At 62.6% G+C, this 11,201-nt stretch carries 11 protein-coding genes; 9 read left to right on the forward strand and 2 right to left on the reverse strand.

From position 1 onward, the window contains the following. Positions 1-17 precede the first annotated feature (17 nt). Genes ACIQUG_RS23570 through ACIQUG_RS23590 form a run of 5 tightly spaced genes read left to right on the forward strand, consistent with a single transcriptional unit; the run spans position 18 to position 5,657 of the window. On the forward strand, positions 18-1,373 hold the full coding sequence (locus ACIQUG_RS23570) for an FAD-dependent oxidoreductase (protein WP_402324455.1): 1,356 nt from the start codon (positions 18-20) through the stop codon (positions 1,371-1,373). After that, the gene (locus tag ACIQUG_RS23575) at positions 1,370-2,527 is read left to right on the forward strand and encodes a CaiB/BaiF CoA transferase family protein (RefSeq protein ID WP_402324457.1); all 1,158 of its coding nucleotides are present in this window, start codon (positions 1,370-1,372) and stop codon (positions 2,525-2,527) included. Before ACIQUG_RS23570 ends, ACIQUG_RS23575 begins: the two co-directional genes overlap by 4 nt. Continuing rightward, on the forward strand, positions 2,524-3,297 hold the full coding sequence (locus ACIQUG_RS23580; protein ID WP_402324459.1) for an enoyl-CoA hydratase-related protein: 774 nt from the start codon (positions 2,524-2,526) through the stop codon (positions 3,295-3,297). The genes ACIQUG_RS23575 and ACIQUG_RS23580 overlap by 4 nt, the downstream gene beginning before the upstream one ends. Before the next feature lie 42 nt (positions 3,298-3,339). Continuing rightward, complete coding sequence (locus ACIQUG_RS23585) at positions 3,340-4,263, forward strand: LysR family transcriptional regulator (protein WP_043612307.1); 924 nt, start codon at positions 3,340-3,342, stop codon at positions 4,261-4,263. Then, positions 4,260-5,657: an amidohydrolase family protein gene (locus tag ACIQUG_RS23590; protein ID WP_402324460.1), complete on the forward strand. Its 1,398-nt coding sequence runs from the start codon at positions 4,260-4,262 to the stop codon at positions 5,655-5,657. The genes ACIQUG_RS23585 and ACIQUG_RS23590 overlap by 4 nt, the downstream gene beginning before the upstream one ends. Positions 5,658-5,713: 56 nt before the next feature. Here the strand turns inward: ACIQUG_RS23590 and fdxA are convergent, their stop codons facing one another. Beyond that, positions 5,714-6,052: a ferredoxin gene (fdxA, locus tag ACIQUG_RS23595; protein WP_402324462.1), complete on the reverse strand. Its 339-nt coding sequence runs from the start codon at positions 6,050-6,052 to the stop codon at positions 5,714-5,716. Positions 6,053-6,289: 237 nt separating this feature from the next. Further along, the gene (locus ACIQUG_RS23600) at positions 6,290-6,922 is read right to left on the reverse strand and encodes a TetR family transcriptional regulator C-terminal domain-containing protein (RefSeq protein ID WP_192449138.1); all 633 of its coding nucleotides are present in this window, start codon (positions 6,920-6,922) and stop codon (positions 6,290-6,292) included. 253 nt (positions 6,923-7,175) lie between these two features. Here ACIQUG_RS23600 and ACIQUG_RS23605 point away from each other — a divergent pair, with 253 nt between their 5' ends. From ACIQUG_RS23605 to ACIQUG_RS23620, 4 genes are all read left to right on the forward strand, one after another. Then, complete coding sequence (locus ACIQUG_RS23605; RefSeq protein WP_402324646.1) at positions 7,176-8,003, forward strand: uracil-DNA glycosylase; 828 nt, start codon at positions 7,176-7,178, stop codon at positions 8,001-8,003. A 3-nt stretch (positions 8,004-8,006) separates the two neighbouring features. Further along, positions 8,007-9,632 (forward strand): GMC family oxidoreductase, encoded by a 1,626-nt coding sequence (locus ACIQUG_RS23610; RefSeq protein ID WP_402324463.1) that lies wholly within the window; start codon positions 8,007-8,009, stop codon positions 9,630-9,632. Positions 9,633-9,643: 11 nt separating this feature from the next. Beyond that, positions 9,644-9,964 (forward strand): NIPSNAP family protein, encoded by a 321-nt coding sequence (locus tag ACIQUG_RS23615; RefSeq protein WP_043612319.1) that lies wholly within the window; start codon positions 9,644-9,646, stop codon positions 9,962-9,964. Between the two features lie 113 nt (positions 9,965-10,077). Then, entirely contained in the window at positions 10,078-11,103 is a 1,026-nt protein-coding gene (locus ACIQUG_RS23620) for a BMP family ABC transporter substrate-binding protein (RefSeq protein WP_113294772.1), read from the forward strand. The last annotated feature ends 98 nt before the right edge of the window (positions 11,104-11,201 follow it).

Below are 11,201 nucleotides of genomic sequence, written 5' to 3' on the forward strand. Positions count from 1 at the left end.
CTATGGAGGAAACGACTATGGAAACAATCAGAGAACCCCTGCGCAATGCCCGGATCGTCGACCGCTCGGACGTCGTCGTCGTCGGCGGTGGCCCGGCTGGGATCTCCGCCGCGGTTTCTGCGGCACGCACCGGAGCGAGCGTCACATTGCTCGAACGCTATCCCTATGTCGGCGGCCTTGCCGCAGGCGGCATGGTTCTGGTGCTCGACGACATGGTCAACGGCGTCGAAATCACCGTGCGCGGCATCTGCATGGAAATGATCGAACGGATGAAGACGCTTGGCCTTTGCGTCACGCCGACGGACGGCGACCGCCAGCTCGATATTCGCGATACGCCGGAGGCCTGGCAAAAATGGGCGCGTTGGGGCCTGTTCGATTTCCACACGCCGTCTGCGCCGCACCCGATCTGCTACGCGGCCGCCTTCGATCCGGACGCCTTCAAGCGCGTCTCCTATGACATTCTTCGCGAATCCGGCGTGAAGCTCAGGACGCACAGCTGGTTTTCCTCGGCAATCGTCGAGAACGGCACGATCAAGGGTGTGGTCTGCCAGACGAAATCCGGCCGCGAGGCCATCATGGGCGACGTCGTCATCGACGCCTCGGGCGACCTCGACGTTGCCGCCGATGCCGGTGCCCAGCATACGGACGGCAATTTCATCCTGACGACGGTTTCCCGCTGGGGCGGCATCGACACTGAAGCCGCCGAGCGCTTCGAATTCGAGGAGCCGGAAAAGTTCAAGGCTATCGATCACGAGGCCAAGCGTCTGATCGGTGGTTGCTGGTCGTTCTGGTGGCTGAAGACCCCGCTGCCGGGCGTCATCTGGCTCAACTGCCCGCACATGCCGAAGCTCTCCGGCCTCCGTGTCGAAGACCTGACCTATGCGGAACTCGAGGGCCGTGGCCGCATCGCCCGCCTGCTCGACTTCGCCCGCGCCAACCTGCCGGGCTTCGAAAATGCCCATGTGATCGACTTCGCGCCGCAGACGGGCGTGCGCCAGTCACGGCTGCTCCAGGGCGAATATGTCGTCACCAAGGACGACGTGATGAACCGCCAGCACTTCACCGACACGGTGTGCCGTGGCCGCGACTACTACACGCCCTATAGGGCCATGCTGCCCAAGGAAGTCGATCAGTTGATCGTCGCAGGCCGGCATTATTCCGCGACCATTCAGGCGCAGAAGTCGAGCCGCGAGATCCCGCCCTGCATGGCGATGGGCGAGGCGGCGGGTGTTGCCGCCACCGTCGCGCTCAATGCCGGCGTCAAGGTGCGAGACGCCGATGTCAAGGCGATCCAGAAGCAACTGCGGGCGCAGGGTGCCGATCCCGGCGACGTACCATCCGAAAACGCAACCTATCTGGAGGCCGCAGAATGACGTCTCTTCCCCTCGACGGTATCCGTGTCGTCGATTTCACCCAGGTCATGCTTGGCCCGTGCTGCACGCAGGTGCTCGCCGACTACGGCGCCGAGGTCATCAAGGTCGAAAAGGCCAAGATCGGCGACCTCTCGCGCTGGTCGCTGGGTTCGGACCCGGATGGCCTCAACAATCCGGTTTTCTCCTCGCTCAACCGCAACAAGAAGAGCCTCGCGCTCGACCTCAAGCAGGACGAGGCGCGGGCGGCCGTCCGCGCGCTGATCGACACGGCGGACGTGGTCGTCAACAATTTCCGCCCTGACGTCATGGAGCGCATGGGCTTCGGCTATGAGGAACTCAAACGGACAAACCCGCGACTGATCTACGCTGTCGGTACCGGCTTCGGCCTTGAGGGTCCCTACCGGCACAAGGGCGGGCAGGACATCCTGGCGCAGGCGCTTTCGGGCGTCATGCGGCGCAAGTCCGATGCCAGCCATCCGCTGTCGATCTACGCGACGCCGCTTGCCGACTACTCGGCCGGCATGCACCTGGTGCAAGGCATTCTGCTTGCATTGCTGCATCGGGAAAAGACCGGGCACGGGCAGCAGGTGGCGGTCAGCCTCTACAGCTCCATGCTCGCCATGCAGATGCAGGAAGGCACCACGCACATGATGCGGGAAAAGGACCTGAACTGGGGCGCCTTCCCGCTGACCGGTGTGTTCGAGACCACCGATGGCGCCATCGTCATGGTCGGCGCCTTCAAGCAGAATCCGCTGCGCGACATCTGCACTGCGCTCGAGATCGAAGACCTGTCCCTCCAGCCGCAATTTGCCGACTTCGACGCGCAGATGCAGCGACGCCCGGAATTGCAGAAGATCTTCCGCGAGGCGTTTGCAAAGAACAGCAGCGCCCATTGGCTCGGCCGGCTGGAGCAGGTGGACATCCTCTGCGCACCGGTGCGCTCGCTTCCCGAAGCCCTTGACGATGAGCAGACGACGATCAACCGGATGATCCTCGAGGCCGGCGAAACGAAGGCCGGGCCGATCCGGCTGGTCGGCTCGCCGATCGACATGTCGGCGGCGACCGTGACGGTGCGCATCGCTCCGCCGAAGCTCGGCGAGCACAATGACGAGGTCCTTTCGGGGCTTTCCGTTCGTCGGGGAGATGCGGCATGAGCGTCACCTTCGTCGTAGAGGATCGCGTCGCCAGCGTCACGCTGAACCGCCCGGAACGGATGAATGCGGTCGATGCTGCAACCGAGCGCGAACTGGAGGCGATCTGGCAAGAGATCGAAGCGCGCGACGACATCAGTTGCGTCGTGCTGACGGGCGCCGGCGAACGGGCATTTTGCGCCGGGGCTGATCTGAAGGGGGCTGAAAAGACCGGTCTTGAATACTGGACCGAAAGCCGCCCGAACGGCTTCGGGGGACTGGCGTTTCGCCGCTCGCTCGACGTGCCCGTCATCGCCAGGGTCAATGGCTACGCACTCGGTGGCGGGTTCGAGATGGTGCTCGGCTGCGATATCGTCATCGCCTCGACGGAGGCGGCGTTCGGCCTGCCCGAAGCCCGCGTCGGGCGCCTGCCGCTCGATGGCGGCATGGTGCTTCTCCAGCGGCGGATCCCGCACAATCTTGCCATGGGTGTGCTGTTGACCGGCCGCCGGTTTTCGGCAGCCGAGATGCATGCCTTCGGCGTCGTCAACGAACTGGTCGAACCGGGTGCGCTCGATGCGGCCGTTGCCCGTTGGGTGAAGGAGATCGTCGCCTGTGCGCCGCTCTCGCTGCGCGCCATCAAGCAGACGGTCAATCGCACCGGGCATCTGTCACCGGCCGAGGCCCAGGGGTTGCGCACGCCCGCGCTCGTCAAGGCGCTGAACAGCGAGGACGCGATGGAAGGCGTCAGCGCTTTTCAGGAGAAGCGCGCGCCCGTTTGGAGGGGACGATGAGCGTGTTATAGGTCGGGGCCCAGGGAGGAGGGGTCCAATCGAATGCACGCCAGCATCCTGAAATACTTCGTCTCGGTCGCGCGATCCGGGTCCATTCGCAAGGCCTCCGAGGAGCTTCATGTCGCGTCCTCGGCGGTCAGCCGGCAGATCAAGAAACTGGAGGACGAGCTTGGAATAGCGCTCTTCGAGCGGCTCTCGAATGGCTTGCGGCTGACAGTTGCCGGGGAAAACGTGTTGCGCCACGCCAGGGTGACGCTGGAAAATTTCGAACTGCTGCGCAGCGACCTCGGCGCCCTGCAGGGGAAAAAGACCGGTCGCGTGCAAATGTCCTGTCTCGACAGCCTGGCCATCCAGTTCCTGCCGGACATGGTCAACGCGTTTCACAGCATCCACCCCGGCGTGAGCTTTCACATCCATACCGCCGGTCACGGCAATATCAGCAGCCTGGTCGCCGAAGGCGATGTCGATATGGGCATGACCTTCGATCTCGCCCGGCCTGACGATACCGAGATGCTCTTTCGCGTGCCGATGCCGCTGATGGCTTTCGTTGGTCGGGAACACCCGCTGGCCAAACAGCGGCAGGTCTCGCTTGCCGAATGCGCCCAGTACGACCTTCTCCTGCAGCTCGACACGCAACCGATCCGCTCGCTCATCGAAATCGAACTCTCGGTCTTCGAGCGGACCGGGCGGCCCTTTGTTCTCTCGAACAGCCAGATGATGCTCAAGCCATTCATCCTGTCCGGTCAGGGCGTGGCGTTCTTCACGCCGATCGGATTCCTTGCCGAGATCAGGTCGGGCGATCTCGTCGCCATACCGCTTTCCGGCTCGCGTCTTCAGAACCTGCATATCGGGATTCTGGTGCAGCGACGCCGGCAGCGCACGCACGCGGCCGAGGCCGTTATCGAATTCGTTGGCGCAGAACTGCAGAAGTTCAGCGACCAGATCATGGAGGCGATTCATCCGTGAGTGCAGCATCCGTTCCCGGGCGGCTTCTCCTGCGACCTGGCCACGAGGCTGCAGGGCGCGCGCCAAATCTCCTGGACCATTTGCCTGAGGGCGCCTCATGGACGGCGATCCCGGCCGATGCTCTGCTGATGCCGCCGCCCGTCAATGCCCATGACCATGGCTATGGCATCCGCACACTTGATTTTGGCAATGTCGACGATGCCCTGGAAGTGTGGATCCCCGGACTGCGGCTCCGACCGCGAACCGACCCCTATCTGGAAGCGCTGGTGGCCTTCTCGAGGTTGGCGCAAACGGGCGTCGGCGCGACCATGCATTGCCATAATTCTCTGAACATCGACCGTCTCGTCGACGAGGCCGGTGCGGTCATGCGGGCGGCGAGCGAGGTCGGCATAAGGCTTGCGCTTTCCTGTCCGCTTCTCGACTACGATCCGTGGGCCTATGACGGCGGGCCTGAGCGATTGCGGCCGTATCTCGCTCCAGCAGACTGGGACGATCTCAGCGCCTCGATCCCGAAATATGCGTCGCCATCGGTGCAGATCTCGGCAGCCGACGCGGTCGCCGCGGCCAATACAAGTCCGTTGATCGATGTGCAGTATGGTCCGATCGGGCCGCAATGGTGTTCCAATGCACTGCTCGAAGCGATCGCCGAGGCCTCTCACGCAACCGGCCGGCGCATCCACATGCATCTGCTTGAAAGCCCGAGGCAGAGGCAATGGCTGGATCGACGCTTCCCGCAAGGGGTCGTCCGATATCTCGACGAGATCGGCTTCCTCTCGCCCCGCCTTGCCGTCGCCCACGGCGTCCAGCTCAGATCGGACGAGCTGGAACTGCTGGCTGCGCGCGGCGTACAGCTCGTTTCGAACCCGTCGGCGAATTTGCGCCTGCGCTCAGGTGTGGCACCGGTCGCCACGCTTCCGGCAAGCGGCCCCGACTTCGCGTTCGGCCTCGACGGAACGGGCTTTGACGACGACCAGGATCTCTGGCGCGAATTGCGCCTTGCCCATCTTTTGCATGGCGGCCGCGACCTGACGCGAGCCTTTACGCCGGGACGTGTCTTCGATGCCGCGATCCATGTCGGCGCCAAGGTGGTGAATGCGCCGGCAAACGAAGACCTGGTGCTCGTGGATTATGCTGCGCTGATTGCCGACAGTCTGATGAACGACCTGGATGAAGCGGAGGTGCTGCTCATGCGGATGACGGCCGCGCATGCAAAGGCGCTCTATGTCGGCGGACAGGAGATCATGTGCGATGGACGGTTGACCCGGGTCGATTTCGAGGCCGCCCGGGCCGAGCTTCTGCAGCAGGCGCGCGCTGACCTGCCGCGGCTGACCGCTGAGCGCGGACGCGTGACCAAGCTGGCCGCGGCAACAAAGGCCTATTACGCCGACTGGTGAGCGCGGCGACAAGGCGGTAGGCGTCACCCGCTGGTCTCTCCTAAGGGGCGAACTTGCTAAGCGATCGCGGCTGTTTTCTCGAAGGCGGCAACGAACGGATGGTCCTGCGTCGTGGAGCACTCCTTGCTCCAGCCGCCAGGCGACCCCATCCCTGTGACGTCGGACCCGAAGAACTCCTTGTTCACAGCGATGAAATGGCGCTGGCTGTCGGGTATCTCCTGATCCCAGACAATGGCATCGACCGGACAGATCGAAAGACAGAGGCCACAATTAATGCACTCATCCGGGTGGATGTAGAAGGTACGGCCGCCCTCGTAGATGCAGTCCACAGGACAGGCGGCGGTGCAGTCGCCATCCTTTATGTCGATGCAGGGTTCGGTAATGACATAGGCCATCTTGCGGGTCTCTGAAGAGTTGCTTGCCCGGCCAATTATTCAGAGTTTCCCTTGCCGAAGAAGCATAGATATTCGCAATGTCGATTGCCAAAAAGGCAACGACCGGTGCGTCTTTCTATAGAAGTTGATCCCGTGACTAAGTGAAGTGCCGCAAAAGCGCGAGCCTGAGACGCGCGTGATCGCCCGGTCGTAGGGCAGTCAGGTCATGCAGGTAGAGTGCGCTTGTCCGCTTGTCGGCTAGGGCTGCCGGAGAATGCCTCTCAGGATCGTCTCGGTGATCGTGGCGGCCGCCTTTTCATAATCGTCGGCTTTCAAGCGGGGCTTTCTGAGCGCGTCGACGGCGACAGGTTCGAAGTCCGAGTAAAACTGCGTCGACGCCCAGAGCATGATGAAAAGATGGCGCGGATCGACCGGCAGCATCTTGCCGGCGGCGATCCAGCCCTCGACGACGGCGACATGGGTATCCGTGACCTGGCGGATATGCTCGCGATCCTTCCGGGACAGGAAGCGCGCGCCCTGAATGATCTCGCTGGCAAAGAGCCGGGACTCGGCCATGTTCTTGCGCGTGTATTCGAGTTTCGCCTTGATGTAGAGCTTGAACGCTTCTGCCGGCTCCCGCTCCGGCGAGATGTATTTCAACGCATCGTCCCAGCTGGCGATGAGATGTGCGATGATGGCGGTATAGATCTCCTCCTTGGACGAGAAGTAGTAGTAGACATTTGCCTTGGGCAGCCCCGAAGCCTCGGCAATCTCGGCGATGCGCGTGCCGTCGAAGCCCTTGCGGGCGAAGATTTCGATCCCGGCCTTGATGATGAGCCGCATGTTGCGTTCGCGGATGCGCTCTTCGGGATCTCGTACTGCCCTTGCCATATGGTTTCGCCTCCATCTCGCTTCGCACCAGGCAATCTTGCGTGGTGGCGGGACTGCTTTCGCAATTGCCGCGTTTTCCAGCGAAAAGCAAGCGTATCGACCTTCGCTGGAAAGTTGACGATATGGTCAGAAAAACTTGACCGAGTCGTCATTTTTTATCTTTTTGAAAGTTGACACTTTGGTCAGCTTTTGTCTAGTCTCACCTTCAACGAACGGAAGAGGAGCCGTGATGCCGATGCGCTTGAGGGAGGCAATGGCGGAAACGTTTGCGGGCTGGGAGGACGACCTTCCGCCTGTTTGGCGCGATGCGCTCGGCGCCGTTGGCGACGATTTCTCCCGCATCGATGCGGACCTTGATCTCGAACCGTGGGAACCGATCTTCCCGGTGCGCCGCGGCCGGGTTTTTCCCGGTCAGCCACGGGGCGCACATGCGCTCGCGGCGTTTGACGGCATTGCACCCGATGGCGTGCGCTGCCTCGTGCTTGGGCAAGATCCTTATCCCGAGCCGGGTTTTGCAACGGGGCGGGCGTTCGAGGCGGGCAACCTGGCGGCGTGGGGCGAGCTGGACAAGATGTTCTCAAAGAGCATCCGCGCCTATATGCAGCTGATCGCGGCTGCGCGGCTGGGTGACGAGGATCTCGCGCGCGATTTCAGCCGGTGGCCGGATGTGCGGCATCTGCTTTGCGATCCCGCAGGGTCGTTCGAGCCGCCGAGCCTGATCGCAGATCGTTGGGTCAAGGAGGGGGTGCTCCTGCTCAATGCGTCGCTGACGCTTTCTCGCTTTCGTGTCGATATCGATCCGCACCAGTCGCGCGGTCACCTTGCCTTCTGGCGGCCGTTGATGCTGCGCGTGGTCGAAGCGCTCTTGGCGCGCGGTAAGCCAATCGTCTTCCTCGGCTTCGGTGGCGCGGCTGCTGACATCTTTGCAGAAGCCGGCGTTGCCGAGGGGCGCAAGGATCATGTCGCCTATATCCAGCGCGAGCATCCCGCCTTTGCCGACAAGGTGCTCGGCCGGGAAAATCCTTTCCTTCTCAGCAATTTTCATCTGGAGGCGATGGGCGACCGGCCCATCGCATGGTGACCCATGGCGCGTAACCCGGAATATGATTTCATCATCGTTGGTGCGGGCTCGGCCGGTTGTGTTCTCGCCAACCGCCTGTCGAAGGATCCGACAAACCGCGTGCTTTTGATCGAGGCTGGCGGCAAGGATCGCAACCCCTTGTTCCGGTTGCCGATGCTGATGGGCAAGCTGTTCCATTCGGGCATCTACAACTGGCATTATCACACAGAGCCCGAGCCCCATCTCAATGGCCGCTCGCTCTATTGGCCGCGAGGCAAGGTGCTGGGCGGGACGTCCACCATCAACGGCATGATCTACGTGCGCGGCAATCGCCATGATTACGACCGTTGGTCGCAGCTCGGGCTGCCCGGCTGGTCCTATGACGAGGTGCTTCCAGCATTCCGACGCTCCGAGACCCATGTCGAGCGCAAGGACGCTTTCCACAGCGGCGACGGAGAGCTCACCGTCTGCCGGGCTCGCGGCAACAATCCGCTGATGGACGTGTTCTGCGAGGCGGGCATCCAGGCGGGTTACCCGGCCAACGACGACTTCAACGGAGAGACGCAAGAAGGCTTTGGCCGCTACGACTTCACCATCCGCAAGGGAAAACGGTGGTCCACCTCGTGGGCGTTCCTGCGCCCGGCGCTCGGCCGTAAGAACCTCACGGTGCTGACGGGGGCGGAACTCACGCGTCTGATCATCGAAGGCGACCGGGCGTGCGGCGTCGAGTATCTGAAGGACGGCGTCCTGGGACGCGCCCGGGCGGCGCGAGAGGTGATCCTCTCTTCAGGCGTGGTCAATTCGCCAAAGGCGTTGCTTCTCTCCGGCATCGGGCCGGCGGACGAGCTTCGGGCGCTTGGCATCGCGCCGGTGCTGGACCTGCCGGGCGTCGGCAAGAACCTCCAGGACCATGTCGACTGCGTCATGAGCTGGGAATGCCGCGAGCCCATCACGCTGTTCAGCGACCTGCGGGCTGACAAGCTCATCCCCGCTGTTGCCCAGGGCATGTTGTTCGGCGAGGGCGTCACCACGACGTTCCCTTATGAGGCGGGTGCCTTCATCCGTTCGAACGATGGCCTGATCGCGCCCGACATTCAGCTGCATTTCATGCCGGCGCTGGAAAAGACAGCCAATCTGCACTTCCCCAATCCGTTCCGAAAGAAGCAGGCGGTGGAAGCCAACCACGGGTTCACGATCCGCGTCGGCCCGGTCAATCCGGTGAGCCGCGGCGAGATCACGCTGCGCTCGGCGAACGCGACGGACAAGCCGAAGATCCAGGCCAATTACCTCCGCGACGATTTCGACATCCGCACGATGATCGATGCCATCCGGCTGACCCGCGACATCGTCGGCCAGAAGGCTTTCGACCGCTATCGCGGCAAGGAGCTGGCTCCGGGGCCGGAAGCGCTTGACGATGCCACTTTGACCCGCTGGCTGCGGGCGACCGCGATGACGACGTTTCATCCGGTCGGGACCGCCAAGATGGGCAACGACCGCATGGCTGTGGTGGACGCGCGGCTCAAGGTGCGCGGCATCGAGGGGCTGCGGGTCGCGGACGCTTCGATCATGCCCGTAATCTCAAGCGGCAACACCAACGCGCCAGCCATCATGATCGGCGAGAAATGCGCCGAATTCATCCTGAACGCATAGGGAGTAACCTGATGATCCTGGAACACCGCACCTACACCTTCAAGCCCGGCACGGTCGACAAGTGGATGAAGAAGTACGAGGCGGACGGCTTGCCTGTGCAGAAGCGCCATCTGAACAAGTTCGTTGGTCTCTATGTGTCGGAACTGGGCACGCTCCACACCACGGTTTTGATGTGGGCCTACGACAGTCTCGCGGACCGAGAAGCGCGCCGGACGGCCATGTATGCCGACCCGGACTGGCAGAAATTCATCTCCGAAGTCTGGGCGCTGGACGCAATCCAGAAGCAGGAGGTGATGATCATGAACCCGGCCCCCTATTCCCCGCCCCTTTGAGGCGGGAAGCGGCGCAGGGCATTGCCTGCGCCCTGGCATGCGCATGAGAAACGACAAGACAAAAAGAGGGAACAATCATGACGGACAAGACTGGAAATAGCGCACAGCACATGATGCATCGCCGGACATTCCTGCAGGCGAGCGCGGGCGCCGCAGCGCTGGCCTTTGCGGCGACCATCGTCCCGGAGTTCGCCCGCGCGTCCGGAGGGCTGGTCGCCCTGGTGCACACGCAGGCTGCAGGCGACAATGGCCCGGTGGACCAAATGATCGCCAAGCTCAAGCAGCTTTCGGAAGAAAAAGGTTTTGAGTACCGCGCCATTTACGCGCAGGACCCTGCAACCTATGAGACTGTCTACCGCACGCTCGGCGACGCCGGCGCGGCGATCATCGTCTCGACCTTCAACGAAGTGGCCGAGCCCTTCAAGGCGCTCGCACCTTCCTACCCGAATACCAAGTGGATCCAGCTGTTCGCCGATCCCTTTGAGCCGGCAATCCCGAATGTGGTGACCGTCTCCTACGACTATTATCTTGGCTGCTATCTCTCGGGCGTCTTTGCGGCCAAGATGACGTCGACCGGCAAGACCGGCTTCATCGGCGGGGTTTCCATCCCTCCGCTCAACGCAGACTTCAACGCGTTCAAGGCCGGCGTGCATTCCGTTCGACCGGATGCCACGGTTATCGCTGCCTTCGCAGGCTCGTTCCAGGACCCGGCAAAGGGCCAGGAAATCGCGACCCAAATGTACAATGATGGCATCGACTACATTCAGACCGACGCGGCGGCCACCGATGGCGGCATCATTGCTGCGGCGAACGAGAAGGAAGGCCGCATGGTGAGCTGCCTTGCGCCGGGACAGTATGAGCTCGGCCCGAAATCGCTGATCTCGATCGTCAGCCTCGACTTCGGCGTTTCGCTCTACAACGAAACCGGCAAGGCGGTCGGGCCCGAATGGAAGGGTGGTGCGCACGAGCATACGGGTCTCGGCACGGGCGTCATCGACTTCATTCTCTCGCCGGTCTTTGCCGAGCAGGGGCCGGCGGACCTGAACGCCAGGGCGAAGGAAGCGCTGGTAGAGGTCGACAAGGTTCGTGCCGGCATCCTCGATGGATCCATCAAGGTGCCTTTCAACACCACCCTTTGATCTCCCGGTGCTGGCTGCCGAGCCAGGCCGATCGTTCGAAAGACGTCGGTAAGGCCTCCCCCTTGGGGAGTTCACTGGGGTTCGCGGACCGGTTCCAG

Source organism: Ensifer sp. NPDC090286, from assembly GCF_044769565.1.
Taxonomy (GTDB): domain Bacteria; phylum Pseudomonadota; class Alphaproteobacteria; order Rhizobiales; family Rhizobiaceae; genus Ensifer.

Bases quoted from the DNA above. Each gene is read 5' to 3' on its own strand.
- ACIQUG_RS23570 (WP_402324455.1), top strand. From the start codon at position 18: ATGGAAACAATCAGAGAACCCCTGCGCAATGCCCGGATCGTCGACCGC.
- ACIQUG_RS23575 (WP_402324457.1), top strand. From the start codon at position 1,370: ATGACGTCTCTTCCCCTCGACGGTATCCGTGTCGTCGATTTCACCCAG.
- ACIQUG_RS23580 (WP_402324459.1), top strand. From the start codon at position 2,524: ATGAGCGTCACCTTCGTCGTAGAGGATCGCGTCGCCAGCGTCACGCTG.
- ACIQUG_RS23585 (WP_043612307.1), top strand. From the start codon at position 3,340: ATGCACGCCAGCATCCTGAAATACTTCGTCTCGGTCGCGCGATCCGGG.
- fdxA (WP_402324462.1), bottom strand. From the start codon at position 6,052: ATGGCCTATGTCATTACCGAACCCTGCATCGACATAAAGGATGGCGAC.
- ACIQUG_RS23600 (WP_192449138.1), bottom strand. From the start codon at position 6,922: ATGGCAAGGGCAGTACGAGATCCCGAAGAGCGCATCCGCGAACGCAAC.
- ACIQUG_RS23605 (WP_402324646.1), top strand. From the start codon at position 7,176: ATGGCGGAAACGTTTGCGGGCTGGGAGGACGACCTTCCGCCTGTTTGG.
- ACIQUG_RS23610 (WP_402324463.1), top strand. From the start codon at position 8,007: ATGGCGCGTAACCCGGAATATGATTTCATCATCGTTGGTGCGGGCTCG.
- ACIQUG_RS23615 (WP_043612319.1), top strand. From the start codon at position 9,644: ATGATCCTGGAACACCGCACCTACACCTTCAAGCCCGGCACGGTCGAC.
- ACIQUG_RS23620 (WP_113294772.1), top strand. From the start codon at position 10,078: ATGCATCGCCGGACATTCCTGCAGGCGAGCGCGGGCGCCGCAGCGCTG.